Source organism: Chitinophaga arvensicola (genome assembly GCF_900110835.1).
Lineage (GTDB): Bacteria > Bacteroidota > Bacteroidia > Chitinophagales > Chitinophagaceae > Chitinophaga > Chitinophaga arvensicola.
In genome coordinates, this window is sequence record NZ_FOJG01000002.1 from 1915475 (window position 1) to 1930505 (window position 15031).

The window sequence follows — 15031 nt, forward strand, 5'->3', positions numbered from 1 at the left end:
AAAAAGGATGCCGGGGATGCGTCAACATCACCCGGCAGTTGCCTTAAACAAAAAACTAATCGTCGGGATCAATTATTATTTAAAACCTTACAAAAATATGAATTTAAAGTTCCTTTCATGGACAAAAGGACATGGACTTGTCATGCTGTTTACCGTCTTGCTGCTTACGCTGGCTCCCAATGCAAAGGCCCGGCAGGTAGAACAATCCGTGAAATTATCCGGAAAAACATTATCCGTACAGACTATTCTGGACGAAATCCAGCAGCAATGCAGTCTCCGTTTTGTTTATAATAAAAAGTTTGCGGCCGTTGATAAAGTGATCACCCTTCAAAGCCAGGAGGCCACTATCAAAAGTATTTTTGCCCAGATAAACGCCAAAGCCGGACTGAGCTTCACCTTTTCAGGCAACCAGGTGATTGTGAAAGAAACAAAACCAGGAAGCATTCAGGGCACGGTCCGTACCAGCGATGGTAAACCGGCCCCCTATGTGACCGTGAGTATTAACAGCAGCACCGGTACCATTGTAGATCAATCCGGTAATTTCCGGCTGAAAAATATTCCCGAAGGAACCTATCAGCTCACCGCCAGCATCATTGGCATGGAAACCGTGACGCGTGAGGTGGTTGTACATGGAGATAAAACGGCCAGCATCGACCTCACTCTAAACGAAACCAGGAAACAGCTCAACGAAGTGGTCGTATCCGGTGAAAAGCAGAATAAATTCGCAGCAAAAGAGAGCGATTACATTGCCCGGTTGCCGATCAGTAACCTGGAAAATCCACAGGTATACAACGTTGTAACCAATGCCATCATCAAAGAACGGACGGTGACCAACTATGCGGAGATCTTCTACAACACCCCGGCTGTTACGCCGCCGAGCATTACTTATTCCAACGGCAATGAGTTTTTCCTACGGGGCTTCTACAGCAGTTTTGAATTCAGGGACGGCCTGTCCAATTACGCCGGTGAAACGGAAGACCCGGTAAATATAGAACGTGTAGAAGTACTAAAAGGCCCGTCAGCTACCCTTTTTGGCACCTCCAATGGCAGCTTTGGCGGTATCATCAACAACGTCACCAAAGTTCCTTTTGAAGTAGCAAAAGGAGAAGTATCGTATACCGGTGGCAGTTTTGGCTTGAGCAGGCTCACACTCGATTACAACACGCCTGTAAATAAAGATAGTACCCTGCTGTTCCGCATCAATGGCGCGCGGCACTGGGAAAATTCTTTCCAGGATTTCGGTTTCAAACATACCTATACCGTAGCACCAAGTATATTGTATAAGGTAAATGACCGGCTAACAGTAAGATTAAGCGCCGAATTTTACCAGCAGAACTCCAGCATGTGGCAATGGGTATACTTTGGTCCGGAGGTCACCATCCGGAATGTGAAAGACCTTAAAGTACCTTACGACCGCTCCAGCGCCGGTGATCAACTGGCACAGAACTGGTCCAGCTCAAGAGTTTTTGCCAAAATAGATTACAAGCTCTCCGATCACTGGACATCCTCCACCAATTTTGCGGAGAACATCTACTACCGGAAAGCCAGCTACTATATGAACGGGAACGCCTACATCAACGATTCCACTCTAACGCGGTTCATCATGGGTGCGAAACCACAATCCGGTACGATGATAGATTTCCAGCAGAATTTTACCGGAGATTTTAAAATCGGTAGTATGCGCAACCGCATCGTACTGGGCATCGACATTACTTCCGATGTTTACAATTCCACCTTTACAGGCGCTTACCAGGACACGGTGATCATGAATGATCCGCATTCAAAAGTAAATGTATCGGCTGCTAAAATCCTGGATGGTATGACATGGGATCCTTCCGACAATCATTATGTAAACAAATGGATCACCAGCAGCGCCTATGTGTCCGACGTCATTAATGTAACGGATAAGTTACTGGCGATGCTGAGTCTGCGCGTTGATCACTTTAACAATAAGAACTCCGTGAATAACGGTATTACCCAGACAGATGGCTACAAACAAACGGCCCTGTCGCCCAAATTCGGCATCGTATACCAGCTGATCAAAAACCAGGTGTCCCTGTTCGGTAACTATATGAACGGATTCTCCAACAATGCGCCACAGACAGACGGCACCAAATCCATCACCTACAAGCCTTCCCAGGCTAACCAGTGGGAATTTGGTATCAAGTCATCTTTATTCGACAACGTACTGAGCGCCACCCTCAGCTATTATAACATTGATGTTAAAAATGCACTGAGAACCATTCCTTCTTCCACAGTATCTATCCAGGATGGTACACAAAAAAGCAAGGGAATAGAAATAGAACTCATTTCCAATCCACTCGCCGGACTGAACATCATGGCGGGTTATGGCTACAATGATTCCCGTTACATCAATGCCAATAACGGGCAGAATGGAAAGCTGATCGGTTCCCCGATGAACATTGCTAATTTCTATGCCAGCTATAAAATCGCCACCGGCCGCACCAGCGGGCTTGGTATCAGCTTCGGGGGAAATTATGTAGGAGAAAGTACTTACAACGATCCGGTGCTCATTCCGGCCTACTTCATCTGTAATACGCAGGTGATGTACGACAGACCTAAAATCGGGCTGAGCTTTAAGATCAATAACCTGGGCGATGAAAAATACTGGTCGTGGAACTTTATCCAATCCCAGCCAGGAAGGAATTATGTGGCCAGTGTCACTTATAAATTTTAAAGCAATACAAAGGCCGCCCATGAAGTTGAGCGGCCTTTGTATTTAAGTCATTACTATCTTTCTTTTCCTCCCCACTCCCCTCTGATTCCTGCTTTTTTACTACCTTTTGCCGGATTGCCAACAGCACATCGCCAAACAATCATCCAAAAAGTATATATGTCTGCCATCCAGATAAGAAGAGCGCAACTTACAGATGCAGCAGCCCTGAGTGAGCTGATCTGTGAAAACGCCCAACAATTATTAAAGCCTCATTACAGTGAGGCACAATGGACCATATTTATCCAATATTATTCTATAGCCGTGCTTCGTGAAAAGATCTCGAAGCAAGTGGTGTTCTGTGCCGAAAAAGACGGCGTCATCGTGGGTACCGTTGCGTTGGACGGGGATTTCGTGGTAGGATTCTATACCCGTCTGCAACAGGTGAACCAGGGAATAGGTAAACTATTAATGGCACACCTGGAGGCTTATGCCCTGAGCAACGGACTCACCACCCTTCAATTAGCCGCCTCACCGGAAGGCCTGGCATTCTATGCTAAAAATGGCTGGCAGTATGTGAAAGACTATACGTTCGAATACTATGGTGTTGGTTTTGAAGAAACATTAATGCAGAAACCCCTTCCTGTAGCATGTCCATAGCCCTCCTGAATATTGAAAAAGGCTATGCTACATTTTCCAGGAGTAACTATACCACCCGGAAACATGCACACTATGCGATTGAAATAGTTTATTGTACGGAAGGCGACTTTACCATAACAACCAGTGAAGGAAGCTATCCCCATCTTAAAAATGTGATCATTCCTCCCAACCTGCAACATAGTTTTAGTTGTGTAAATGCCACTTGTCAGCTGCTGTTCCTTGATCCGCTTTCAGATATCGGCAGATATTTTATGCAGCAATTCCAACTGACTTCACCGGCGCATATAAGTATGAATCTTCCTGAACTGGAGCCATTCCACCCAACCGGTGCAACCGATCTTGCCCAAGTGTTGGAAAACGCCGCCACAGGTGCTACCACAGGGATAGACAGCAGGATACTGCAATGCGTTGACACCATCAACGCATTTTTCGCCGATCAGAAACTAAGCGTCGCCCAATTGTCCGGCTCCTCCTTTTTGTCGGCCGGCCGGCTGTCGCACTTATTCAAAGCACAACTGGGGATCTCTGTTCATCAATATATCCTCTGGAAAAAAATATCGCTGGCCGTGTTGAAGGCGGAGCAAGGCTACTCCCTAACCGAATGCGCCCACCACGTAGGATTTACAGATTCCTCGCATTTCAATAAGGTATTCTACCGGATGTTTGGTCTGAAACCATTCTTCGTGCTTAAAAGTTAGCCGTTTTGTACAAGTTTCATCGCCTCCGTTGATCGAATTTAGCAGCGTATTATCAACGAAATAAATGTATGAGACACAAAAAAGATTTTATTCCCGCCATGGGCTATGACTGGCTGACAGGATTTTATGATCTGGGGATTAAACTGTTTATGCCGGAAAAGAAATTCCGGACCCGGCTGATCGACGAACTACAACCCGCCAGCGGAGAGACTATCCTCGAATTTGGCTTCGGAACGGGACAGAACCTGATCCTGGTACATGAAAGAAATGCACAGACCACACTCAATGGAGTGGATATAGATCCGAAGGTGAAAGCCATTGCCGATCACAAAATAAATAAGCTGGGTTACCACCTGCCGCTGGATCTGTATGATGGAAAAACATTTCCCTACGGGAACAACTCTTTTGATAAAGTATTCAGTTCATTGGTGTTTCATCAACTGGACACCGCTTCCAAACAATCCTGTCTGAAAGAGATTTACCGGGTGCTGAAACCCGGCGGCATACTGGTGATTGGCGACTGGGGAAAAGCCAGATCCGGCTTAATGCGGTTTGCATTTTATGCCGTGCAGCTGACAGATGGCTTTAAAATCACAAACGACAGCGTAAAGGGCTTGCTGCCATTATATATTGACCAGGCCGGATTTAAAGACGTAACGGAATCTGGTTACATCAATACTACGATCGGCAGTTATTCCTACTACCGGGCAAGAAAATGAGGCTATGACTATTTCCCGATCACTTCCTTCCGATGCGCACGTCCCCAGCTCCAGAGCTCAAATAATACTTTGTTGAGCGACCTGCCATGTTTGGTGATGGTATATTCCACTGCCGGTGGTGAGGCATCGTACACTTCTCTTTTAATCAGTTTATTGGCTTGCAGGAGCTTCAGTTCTTTCGAGAGGGTTTTATCGGTGATACCGGTTACTTCCCTTGCCAGTTCAGTGAATCGCTTAGGCCCGCTGCACAGGGAATACAGGATCAGCAGTTTCCAGGTGCCCTCCACTGCTTCCAGCGCATCCTTGATGGAGAGCATCGCTTTTGAACAATCTTCTTCTTCTAATTTCATACTATCAGCTTTAATGCTACTTCCCATTTGGATAGTGCTATCCAAATGGGAAGTACTATCCATTGGAAAGTAAAGATAGGTACTTTTGTGGTATGGAAAAACGTGAAGAAAAAAAGAAAGCTGTTAGCCACGGTCTGCGCCTGCGGCGCACGATTTTAATAACGGTGTGTATAGCGCTCATGGCGGTAATTGCGTCTGTGAGCGGGTTGAATGTGGCACAGCCTAAACTGGCGGTGGCCTTTAATGCATCGCAAAGTACCGTCCTCTGGATGATCAATATTTACACTATCAGCTTAGCGGCCCTGCTGTTGCCGCTGGGCGCCCTTGGCGATCGCTGGGGCCGTAAACCCACTTTGCTGACGGGCCTGGTTATTTTCGGCATAGCCAGTGTGATATCGGGTATGGCTCCATCTTCGGGAGTGATGCTGGTGGCGCGGTTGCTCAGTGGCGTTGGCGCCGCGATGATCATGCCGGTAACACTGGCAGTTATCACCTCCACTTTCCCGGATGAGGAACGGTCCAACGCCGTTGGCATATGGACGGGAGTTGCCGGCGGTGGCGGTATCCTGGGCATGTACCTCTCTGCCGTACTGGTAGACATGGCAACATGGCGCTGGCTTTTTGTACTCCCCGTCGTGCTGGCCATAGTAGCCATTATCATGACACTCCGCTTTATCCCCGACTCCGTGGAAAAAACCGGGCACCGGTTCGATATCGTTGGTTCCCTGTTATCCATTGCAGCGGTGATCGGAATCGTATATGCGCTCCATGAAGCGCCTATCCAGGGCTGGAGTGACCCGATGACACTCACAGGCCTCATTGGCGGTGTGATCGGTCTGGCCGGCTTTGTGTTATGGGAATTGCGCCAAAAGGCGCCGGTGCTGGATGTACGTCTCTTCCGCGAACGGGGCTTATCCGGCGGATCGGTGTCACTGCTCACCGTATTTGGTGTGCAGGCCGGAATATTTGTAGTACTTTTCCCTTACTTCCAGGGAGTACTGGGCTGGTCGGGGCTTCGCTCCACCTTTGCTATGATGCCCATGGCAGTGCTGATGATGCTGGCATCCGGGCTGGCCCCTAAAGTAGCTGCCCGTATCGGGAGACGATTTACGATGGCAGCAGGCATTCTGCTGGGAAGTGTGGGCGCCGCGCTCATGGCCATGCTCGTATCTGTGGATGGCGGCTACGTGATGATCCTGCCCGGCATGCTGGCCATGGGATTCGGGATGGGATTAACAATGACGCCCTCCACAGAAGCCATTACTTCTGCCCTCCCGCCCTCGCGTCAGGGCGTGGCCTCGGCACTCAACGATGTGACCCGGGAACTGGGCACTGCCCTCGGTGTAGCGTTACTGGGCGCATTGGTAACCGCTGGTTACAGCAACGCCATCAACAGCCGGCTGCAGGAAGTTTCTGCCACCAACGTAACAGCGCTCCGGGAAGGCATTGCCAACGCATTAGCAGCGGCAACAAACGCCGGCGCCACCTCCGATGCGCTGATCCGCGTGGCGCGGGAGTCGTTTGTTTACGGCTGGCAACAGGCCATGTGGGTAGGCGCCGCTGTAATGGCACTCCTGTTTGTGTATATACTTGCACGCGGGCCACGCACTGTAAAAGAAGTCCTTCAACCGGCTACACAACCGGAGCAACAGGAAGTACTTCAGGATTGATTTTTCAGCAACATAAAAAGATATGCACCGTGATAGAGATTTTCAAAACAAGTATCCAGGATCAGCATGATACCGTAAAGGTGGTTGATGCACTCAGCAGCATCCTTCCTAACGCCCATCTCAATTTTGACCTCGAAGACCAGGACAAAGTACTCAGAATACAACATCCGGCCATTGATACAGCAGCCGTTATTACGGTAGTAGAGTCGCTTGGCTTTTCCTGTAAAGTAATTCCTGACAAGATTTGTACAGATACCCACAATTCAGCGGCAGACATGCAGGCATTCTGGGATGCCAGCTTCAACGGACATCAGACCATGTGGGGCTTTGAGCCCACCCAATCTGCCATCATTGCGAAAGACCTCTTTGTGGAAAAAGGGATCAAAGATATACTGGTACCGGGTATTGGCTATGGAAGAAATGCCCGCGTTTTTGTAGAAAACGGTATGCAGGTTACAGGCATCGAAATATCACAAACCGCCATCGGACTGGCCCGGAAACACTATGGCCACGACATGCAGATTTTTCATGGCTCCGTCACGGATATGCCATTTGACAACCATCTGTATGAAGGAATTTTTTGCTACGGATTGGTGTACCTCCTGAACCCGGAGCAGAGAAAAAAAATGATCCGGGATGCTTATCAGCAACTACAACCGGGCGGCTGGATGGTATTCTCCGTTGTATCCAGAAACTCACCCAATTACGGCAAAGGTAAAGAAGTGGGCAAGCATACCTTTGAAATTGGAAAAGGAGGACAACTCTTCTTTTATGACGAAGATGCCGTAAAACAGGAATTTGGTGATTACGGATTAACCGATTTTTGGGAGATAGACGAGCAAACAAATGCCGTAACAAATCAACCGGCTTTCCGGTTTATCGTAATAAAATGCAAAAAAGCATAATCATTGCCTGCTGCCCCAAAGCGTGATACACGTCACCAGACAAGGCTATACGACATCAAAAATCGTATAGCCTTTGTATTTACCCATCACTACGGCTCCGGTACTTTATCCAGCCGCATCTCTACCTGATCGTCCGCTAACATCCCGGAAAACTGGTACGCCCCTGGCTTTCCGGCAGAACGGAATGTACCTGCAAATTTCGCTTTAAAGTTGCGCGGATAGCGCCAGTTAACATACATACTATCCGTATCCCTGTTAAAATGATACGTACCGATATACCTGCTGTTATAGTGATTAAACTCCAGCACCAGGTCGTCCTGCCAATCCATATAAACAGCCGTTAACACGCTGTCTTTTACGCTGCTGGCTTTTACCGGTACGCCATTTACACGAAGATCCGCTACCCGGTATTTACCGGTGAGCTGCGGATGCCAGTCAGGGAAACGATAAGTAGCGAGCACAATTAAAGGAAGCAATACCACCACTGCCCGCAGCCATAACTTCGTCTTTTTAGTGGTATCCGGCAAAGCCACCAGGTGAACTGTTTTAAAGAAATAATCCACCAGGCTGGTGTAAGACTGCATCAGCAAATACACTACGCAGGCAAAAAGAATCAGGGCATGCAGAATGACCCCGGTATGCAGCTGATAAAAAATATCGATCAGCAGGATGTTGATCAGTACCGGTATCATGATGATGAGGCCCAGCAGCCGGGTACGACTGAACATCAACATCCAGGCACTGGACATCTGGCTGAGTGCAATAGCCACCATAAAAGGATAGGATCGCCGGAAATAAGCCCAGGTAAGCGTTTCACCATCCAGGCTGTTAAAAGGCAGATCCAGCACGCCCAATGGCACCGCCATCTGCAGGTGAAAGATTTTATGCCACCCGAAGGATGCAAAATCAAAGGCCAGCAGGTAAAGTAACATGCCGTGAAAGAACGACAGCGTAACGGCACTGTTGCCCTTTCCTTTTCTTTCGCGGCGGCGCCAGAGGAAGGCGTACTCCAGGCAACCAAAGAAACACAACAACGCTATTCCCCAGATCACCGTCATGGGTAGCCACCCTGCTGCAAACCTCGCCAATAAACGGCGGACGACAGCAGCGCTTAATAATCCTGCCAGCAGGCAGACCAAAAACATCTTTGAAAACTTAACTTTTTCCATGGCATCGTATTTTGAGCAATAATAGCCATGGAAAAGGGGGCTAATGCCCGTCTGTATCCATCCGCACCTGTAGTTGCCGGTATTCACGCGGCGACATACCCGTTGTTTTCTTAAATACGGTATTGAAAGTGGTCTTGGAATTAAATCCTGCTTCGAAAGCAATTCCCAGGATACTCAGGTGATCATAGTCCGTCGTATGCAACAGTACTTTGGCCTGTTCTATCCGGTAATGATTAATGTATTGATAAAAGTTCTGATGATACCCCTTATTCAGCAACCAGGAGGCTTCGTGTATAGAAAGGTCCATTTTCCGGGCCAGTTGTGGAAGTGTAAGATCACCATCGCGGTATAGTTGCTCCTGCTGCATCAGACCTGTCAACTTCTCCTTCAACGCTTCCAGCTCTCCCAGCTTTAACCGGGGCGCAACAGGTGCAGTCGCCAGTACTTCCCCGATGGCTTTTTTATCCTCCTGCGGATAGTTGAAAATTTCCTGTTGCTGCAACACCGCATAGGCAATCATATATAAGGCGATACAATACATGCCGCCGGACACCTGCAGGATAGCAGAGCTGATTTGCCATACCTGGTTATACCATAACAGCACCATTGTGGCAATACCTGCCAGCAACCACTGCAACCATTTTAAGTTTATCTCCCTGATATTACCCGCAAAAATGCCCAGCCCGCGCTGGTGTTTCCAGAGCAACCGGCAAGACAACAGCAGATAGAGCAGCATCTGGAGTTTCAGCCCCGTTCCCACTATTATTCCCGCAAAGGAAGGCAGGTAAGCGCTTCCACCCATCAGCAAGGGAAGAAATAATATGGCCGGTAAAAAATGTTGCCCGGTTTTCCATGCAGGCCCCGGTGTAAGTGCAGTAAAATATTGTACACTGAGATATAAGGCCGGCGCCATCACAAAGCGAACCGACTCCGTAACAGGAACCAGGTAAGGATAACGTATATCCAGTCCCGTTTGCTCCGCGATCCAGGCCAGCAATGCACCTCCGGCACAACCAAAAAAGACGCCTAACCATCGGTTCGCGGTGGTATTTACCTTAGCGGCATTGCTCAGTAATACAAACGACAATAAAAAGATACTGCCCAGGGCGAGATAGTAGAAAACCACTTGCTGTTTTTTGGTTGATAGATGAGAAAAAGAGAATTTTCCATAAAAAAATACTTTTAACCTATCTTGCGATTTGCTGTATTCTTTTCTGCGGAAAAGGAATAGCAGGAAAACAACTTTATTAGCGCAATACAGTGATCAATGAAAAGAACGTTAGGATTATGTACACTCCTGTTGTACTTCAGTTCCGTATTCTCCCAAACTTCCGGCAGCTGGACACCCGATTTAGGCAACGGCAATTTCACCAATCCGCTCATGTGGGGCGACTGGCCCGACCCTGATATTATCCGGGTAGATGATAAATTCTATTTTATTTCCACCAGCATGCATTATGTACCCGGATGCCCGATTGCTGTTTCCAGCGACCTGGTAAATTGGGAGATGGGCGGCTATGCCGTTTCAAGGTATGAGGAAGATCCCCGTTACGATTTGAAAGGAGGAGATATGTACCTCAGCGGCTCGTGGGCGGCCACACTCCGTTATCATAACGGCACCTTCTACGCAGGATTCTGCACGCCTAAAATGGAATCAAAGGAAGGACACTTTTCCATTTGCAGTGCTAAAAATATAAACGGCCCGTGGACAAGAACCATATTCCCCGAATTCCTGTATGATCCCGGACTTTTTTTCGATGATGATGGCAGGGTATATGTGGCACATGGCCAGCAAACCCTTTACATTACCGAACTAAACAGCGATGTGAAGTCTGTAAAAGTTCCGCAACGGAAAATCTATGACAACCCCGGTTTCCCTTATCTGGAAGGATCACATCTTTATAAAGTCAATAAGAAATACTATATACTTGGCTCTACCGGTGGCACACGCGGCAAAGTGGTATGCCTCCGTTCAGACAACATCTACGGTCCCTATGAATCGAAAGTAGTGATGCAGGATGATCACACCTATCCCGGCAACGGCTTACACCAGGGCGGCATGGTGCAGCTGAAGGATGGCGCCTGGTGGTCAATTATTATGCAGGATCGCGGTCCTATCGGGCGGGTCCCCAACCTGGAACCTGTTACCTGGATCGATGACTGGCCCATATTCGGTAAAAATGGTATCGGGGTAGATACCTTTCCCAAACCAATAAACATCAACGCTCCTGTTACCGTTCCCGCCAGTTCAGACGAGTTCAACGCTCCCACCCTGGCGCTGCAATGGCAATGGAATCACAACCCGGATAACAGCAAATGGTCGCTGACCGGGCGCAGTGGCTATCTTCGTTTAAAGGCAGGCAAAGCGGCCACATTATTTCAGGCCGTTAACACCTTGAGCCAGCGGGTAGAAGGACCTTATTCAACAGGCAGCATAGAAATGGACATCAGCAGCATGAAAGATAATGATGTAGCAGGCCTCGGCATATTCCAGCTTCCCTATGCTTATGTCGCCGTCCGGCAAACCAATGGTAAAAAAACAATTGTCATGGCACAAAACGACAGTACCATAGCGGTTGTTAATCTGAAACAGACTAAGATCTGGTTCAAAGCCAACGTAAACGAAAAGGGATTTGTGGCCACTTTTGCCTATAGCGTGAACGGCAAAGATTTTCTTCCTATCGGCAATGAGTTGAAAATGGGGCTAGGCCTCGATTGGACAGCCAACCGGTTTGCCCTGTTTAATTTCAACACCGGTTTGTCAACCACGGCCACAGGAGGACACGTAGATATCAACTGGTTCCGGCGGTGATGGGAGGTTACGCCGACCATCCGGTAGGCGCCTTACCGAACTTCTTTTTAAAAGAATGTGAGAAATGAGAGAGGCTCTCAAAGCCTAAGTCGAGATAAATCGCAGACGGTTTCTTGTTCTTGTTTTCGATCAGGTGACGCGCTTCCTCTAACCGGCGCTCCAACAGCCACTGTCGGGGCGCCATTCCGAATATCTTCTGAAAGTCGCGTTTAAAACCGGCCAGGCTTCTGCCGGTAAGTCGTGCGAATTCCTCCACGGGAACGTTGTAATGGAAATTGCTCCGCATGAATTTTTCCAGGTCCATCTTGTAGGGTTCCGAAAAATCGAACAGTAAATCCCTGACCTCTGGCATCGTATTCAGCAGCAGATATACTGCTTCTTTTACTTTAAGCATGCCCACAGCATGGGTTATTTTGGCTTCCGGGTGGCGGACATACGGGAGAATAGATTGAAAGAACGCTTCCAGGAAATCGTTTCGCGGAACCAGCACGTTGGGAGCGCCGGTGTATTTTTTTGTGGTATCAATATGCTCTTCCAGGGCGATCTGCCGGAGCAGGTCTTCTTTAAGAATAATAACAACAGTTTGATATTCCTTGTCGTCTAACGGCACCTTGGTAATTTCTCCCAATTGATTTTTCTGTATCAGCAACATTTCGCCGCGCCCCATCGACATCTTCTGACTGGCGGTTTCCAGCGTGAAATGTCCGGCCACCTGCAACACCAGCGTATTATGCGCCAGGAATGCTACCTTTTCTTTTCTCATCGTGGAGAGATAGGAGTAAAAGAGGACGCCGGGTATTACTTCAGTTGGATTCGTCATGATGTAAAGATATAAAACAGGCGCGGCTTATGTGCCTGCCACTACCGTTGCAGGTAGGTGCCGCCGAGTATGGCGCCTGGTGAAAAATGTGTGTTGAGTATATTCAATTCTGCCAGTGTGAACGAGATCTCCATCGCGGCAATGTTTTCAGGCAGCCTTGATCTGCGGCTCATGCTTACCAATGGCATAATATGTTCTCCCTGTACATTTACCCAGGCAATAGCCAGTTGGGTTGGGGTACATCCTTTTTCTGCGGCCATTTGTTTTAATACTTCCACCTTTTCCAGGTTCTTTACCAGGTTTTCTCCCTGGAAACGCGAGAAGTGAAGATGGTAATCGTTTGCCGGCAGTGGCGCTTTCATATCACCGGTGAGCAGCCCTTCTGCGGTATTCGCAAATGCCACCACGCCGATTCCCAGCTCTTTTGCAGCGGGCAGCAGTTCGCTTTCGATCTGGCGGTCGGCCAATGAATAACCTATTTCCAATGCCGCTACCGGGTGGATGCTGTTCGCTTTACGCAGCTGATCTGCCGTTATTTCCGAAACACCCAGGTGACGCACCTTTCCGTCTTTGATCAGGTCGGCCACCGTACCGATTACATCCTCCACCGGCACGCTGTTATCCAGCCGGCATGGCTGATAAAGATCAATCGTGTCCACGCCCAGGCGTACCAGGGAATAATTGATGAAGTTCTTAATGGCAATGGGACGCAGATCCAGTCCGAGCATCCGGCCATTATAAAAGATCCCGCCAAACTTTACACTGATGAAGGCGTCGTCTCTCCTGCCCTTTATGGCCTTGCCTACCAGCAGTTCATTATGACCGCTGCCGTAAAAGTCGCCGGTATTCAGGAAGTTAATGCCACTGTCAAGCGCCTGCTGAATAGTGGCAATGCTTTCGTTCTCGTCGTTGGTGGGGCCGCCCCAGACAGACGACATCCGCATACAACCCAATCCGAGTTTTGACACCATAGGACCGTTCTGGCCAAGGGCTATCTTTTTTATTGTTGTCATGGCTGCTATTTTATGATTTACAATACAAAGTTCCGCTTTTGCTGCCCATCACGGCTTTCCTGCATGGCTCAATTTACTTGTCTGTATGGCTCACCCATTCACCCGATGTATTCACATATTCCTCCTCATTAATTTTAAGCCTGATGGTATCAATGTTCTTTAACTCCGGCGCAATTTTAAAAAGAGCTGCTTTTGCATCAATTTTCACTTTGCGATTCACAAAAAACTGGTGGATGTATAACAGCTGTAATGAGGGGAAACTTTTCAAACGGGAAAGGTCCTTCAGGTTAAACATATTGGTCAGATAGAGCCGTTCAAGTTGATGAAGTGCCGAACCCTCAAATAGCTGTTCCGATTTCAGGTGGAAGAGCGCTATGCTTTTCAGACTGGAAAAGTCGCTTAAAAAGGAAAGATCAGCCATACTTCCCACTTCTGATATGCGGATATTTTCAAGAGAGGTGAGATTTGGAATAACCAGGGTGTCTACCCTGGATTTACTTGCTTCCAGTATAAGTGTATGTATGGAAAGTGTCCGGATAAAGTCGAGTTCATCAATGGTTCCACCAGACAAATGTAAAATTTCGAGCGTGTCGCAACCGGCCAGAGGAGAATAGTCTTTCACGGTGCCTGATATCATCAGCTTCTTAAGATGCGTAAAATCTTTCAGAAATTTCAGGGACAACGGCTTAAACAGGATCAATGACAGCTCCTCTATTATTGTAAGGTCTTTTCCCTTCAACACCTCCAGGTCTTTTGCACCGGTGGATATTTCAATTTCCAGTTTTGCAGCTGCCATATTGGGGTAAAAAATTAATGGTGATCATTAAATTCATCATGACTCCGGGTTAATGAACGTAAGATAACTTCTCTATCTGAAAAATATTCTTTTTTCAGGACTTCTGTGTTACCTTTATCGCCCTGAAAAAAAATTACGCCCGAAAGTGTTAACCGCCCGACTTAAGGCCTGTAAAATAAATGAATGATGCAGAACGACCGCACTAAAACAATTCACAGAAGAACACCGGAATCGGCCGCCATGGTAGCCAGTACAGCCAGGGCAATGACTATTACTGCTGCACTGAACCGTTTAACATTCAGCGATGCGGTTGAAATCCGTGCTTTGTTCAGTGAACTTACCGGTCAACAGGTGGATGATAGTTTTTTACTGCTACCGCCATTCTATACAGCGGGTGGAAGTGAAATCCGCGTCGGGAAAAATGTATTCATTAATCAGAATTGCACCTTCTATGATCTTGGCGGCATCGATATCGGGGATGAGGTAATGATAGGCCCGAATGTAAGCATTATTACCACCGGCCATCCCCTTTCCCCGTCACAACGGCGCGCCGTCACTATCGGCAACCCGATTGTCATTGAAAGAAACGTCTGGATCGCTACCGGCGCCATTATCGTTGGCGGGGTAACGATAGGTGAAAACTCAGTGGTAGCGGCTGGTTCGGTAGTAACGAAAGATGTGCCACCAAATATGCTGGTGGGCGGCAACCCGGCACGGGTGATCCGTCCGATTGAAGAGGAATAGA

The 15031-nt window shown here is 47.9% G+C and carries 14 protein-coding genes; 8 read left to right on the forward strand and 6 right to left on the reverse strand.

Translation table 11 applies throughout. The features are described 5' to 3' along the window. Positions 1-97 precede the first annotated feature (97 nt). The 4 genes from BMW79_RS25175 (at position 98) to BMW79_RS25190 (ending at position 4751) form a co-directional block, all read left to right on the forward strand. Positions 98-2698, forward strand: a complete 2601-nt coding sequence (locus tag BMW79_RS25175; protein WP_177192323.1) for a TonB-dependent receptor — start codon at positions 98-100, stop codon at positions 2696-2698. 156 nt (positions 2699-2854) lie between these two features. Beyond that, complete coding sequence (locus BMW79_RS25180; protein ID WP_089899569.1) at positions 2855-3334, forward strand: GNAT family N-acetyltransferase; 480 nt, start codon at positions 2855-2857, stop codon at positions 3332-3334. Next, positions 3325-4032: a helix-turn-helix domain-containing protein gene (locus BMW79_RS25185; protein ID WP_089899572.1), complete on the forward strand. Its 708-nt coding sequence runs from the start codon at positions 3325-3327 to the stop codon at positions 4030-4032. The genes BMW79_RS25180 and BMW79_RS25185 overlap by 10 nt, the downstream gene beginning before the upstream one ends. Positions 4033-4100: 68 nt before the next feature. After that, positions 4101-4751, forward strand: coding sequence for a class I SAM-dependent methyltransferase (locus BMW79_RS25190; RefSeq protein WP_089899574.1), 651 nt, complete (start codon positions 4101-4103; stop codon positions 4749-4751). An 8-nt stretch (positions 4752-4759) separates the two neighbouring features. On the opposite strand, the gene BMW79_RS25195 is transcribed toward BMW79_RS25190, so the two are convergent. After that, the gene (locus tag BMW79_RS25195) at positions 4760-5101 is read right to left on the reverse strand and encodes a winged helix-turn-helix transcriptional regulator (protein WP_089899577.1); all 342 of its coding nucleotides are present in this window, start codon (positions 5099-5101) and stop codon (positions 4760-4762) included. A 92-nt stretch (positions 5102-5193) separates the two neighbouring features. Between BMW79_RS25195 and BMW79_RS25200 the strand changes: the two genes are divergently transcribed. Both BMW79_RS25200 and BMW79_RS25205 read left to right on the forward strand, forming a co-directional pair. After that, the gene (locus BMW79_RS25200) at positions 5194-6771 is read left to right on the forward strand and encodes an MFS transporter (protein WP_089899579.1); all 1578 of its coding nucleotides are present in this window, start codon (positions 5194-5196) and stop codon (positions 6769-6771) included. Between the two features lie 29 nt (positions 6772-6800). Next, entirely contained in the window at positions 6801-7676 is an 876-nt protein-coding gene (locus BMW79_RS25205) for a class I SAM-dependent methyltransferase (RefSeq protein WP_245752678.1), read from the forward strand. 89 nt (positions 7677-7765) lie between these two features. On the opposite strand, the gene BMW79_RS25210 is transcribed toward BMW79_RS25205, so the two are convergent. Beyond that, positions 7766-8845, reverse strand: a complete 1080-nt coding sequence (locus BMW79_RS25210) for a hypothetical protein (protein ID WP_089899582.1) — start codon at positions 8843-8845, stop codon at positions 7766-7768. Positions 8846-8885: 40 nt separating this feature from the next. Next, positions 8886-9971 (reverse strand): helix-turn-helix domain-containing protein, encoded by a 1086-nt coding sequence (locus BMW79_RS25215; RefSeq protein ID WP_089899584.1) that lies wholly within the window; start codon positions 9969-9971, stop codon positions 8886-8888. 141 nt (positions 9972-10112) lie between these two features. Here BMW79_RS25215 and BMW79_RS25220 point away from each other — a divergent pair, with 141 nt between their 5' ends. Continuing rightward, entirely contained in the window at positions 10113-11657 is a 1545-nt protein-coding gene (locus BMW79_RS25220) for a glycoside hydrolase family 43 protein (RefSeq protein ID WP_089899587.1), read from the forward strand. A 7-nt stretch (positions 11658-11664) separates the two neighbouring features. Here BMW79_RS25220 and BMW79_RS25225 read toward each other — a convergent pair whose 3' ends face one another. The 3 genes from BMW79_RS25225 to BMW79_RS25235 form a co-directional block, all read right to left on the reverse strand. Then, the gene (locus BMW79_RS25225; RefSeq protein WP_089899590.1) at positions 11665-12477 is read right to left on the reverse strand and encodes a helix-turn-helix domain-containing protein; all 813 of its coding nucleotides are present in this window, start codon (positions 12475-12477) and stop codon (positions 11665-11667) included. A gap of 41 nt (positions 12478-12518) precedes the next feature. Beyond that, positions 12519-13490 (reverse strand): aldo/keto reductase, encoded by a 972-nt coding sequence (locus BMW79_RS25230; RefSeq protein ID WP_089899593.1) that lies wholly within the window; start codon positions 13488-13490, stop codon positions 12519-12521. 73 nt (positions 13491-13563) lie between these two features. Next, positions 13564-14286, reverse strand: a complete 723-nt coding sequence (locus BMW79_RS25235; RefSeq protein ID WP_089899596.1) for a hypothetical protein — start codon at positions 14284-14286, stop codon at positions 13564-13566. A gap of 183 nt (positions 14287-14469) precedes the next feature. Here BMW79_RS25235 and BMW79_RS25240 point away from each other — a divergent pair, with 183 nt between their 5' ends. Then, on the forward strand, positions 14470-15030 hold the full coding sequence (locus tag BMW79_RS25240; protein ID WP_089899599.1) for a sugar O-acetyltransferase: 561 nt from the start codon (positions 14470-14472) through the stop codon (positions 15028-15030). Position 15031: the final 1 nt, after the last annotated feature.

Bases quoted from the DNA above. Each gene is read 5' to 3' on its own strand.
- BMW79_RS25195 (WP_089899577.1), bottom strand. From the start codon at position 5,101: ATGAAATTAGAAGAAGAAGATTGTTCAAAAGCGATGCTCTCCATCAAG.
- BMW79_RS25200 (WP_089899579.1), top strand. From the start codon at position 5,194: ATGGAAAAACGTGAAGAAAAAAAGAAAGCTGTTAGCCACGGTCTGCGC.
- BMW79_RS25210 (WP_089899582.1), bottom strand. From the start codon at position 8,845: ATGGAAAAAGTTAAGTTTTCAAAGATGTTTTTGGTCTGCCTGCTGGCA.
- BMW79_RS25185 (WP_089899572.1), top strand. From the start codon at position 3,325: ATGTCCATAGCCCTCCTGAATATTGAAAAAGGCTATGCTACATTTTCC.
- BMW79_RS25225 (WP_089899590.1), bottom strand. From the start codon at position 12,477: ATGACGAATCCAACTGAAGTAATACCCGGCGTCCTCTTTTACTCCTAT.
- BMW79_RS25235 (WP_089899596.1), bottom strand. From the start codon at position 14,286: ATGGCAGCTGCAAAACTGGAAATTGAAATATCCACCGGTGCAAAAGAC.
- BMW79_RS25175 (WP_177192323.1), top strand. From the start codon at position 98: ATGAATTTAAAGTTCCTTTCATGGACAAAAGGACATGGACTTGTCATG.
- BMW79_RS25230 (WP_089899593.1), bottom strand. From the start codon at position 13,490: ATGACAACAATAAAAAAGATAGCCCTTGGCCAGAACGGTCCTATGGTG.
- BMW79_RS25220 (WP_089899587.1), top strand. From the start codon at position 10,113: ATGAAAAGAACGTTAGGATTATGTACACTCCTGTTGTACTTCAGTTCC.
- BMW79_RS25240 (WP_089899599.1), top strand. From the start codon at position 14,470: ATGATGCAGAACGACCGCACTAAAACAATTCACAGAAGAACACCGGAA.
- BMW79_RS25180 (WP_089899569.1), top strand. From the start codon at position 2,855: ATGTCTGCCATCCAGATAAGAAGAGCGCAACTTACAGATGCAGCAGCC.
- BMW79_RS25190 (WP_089899574.1), top strand. From the start codon at position 4,101: ATGAGACACAAAAAAGATTTTATTCCCGCCATGGGCTATGACTGGCTG.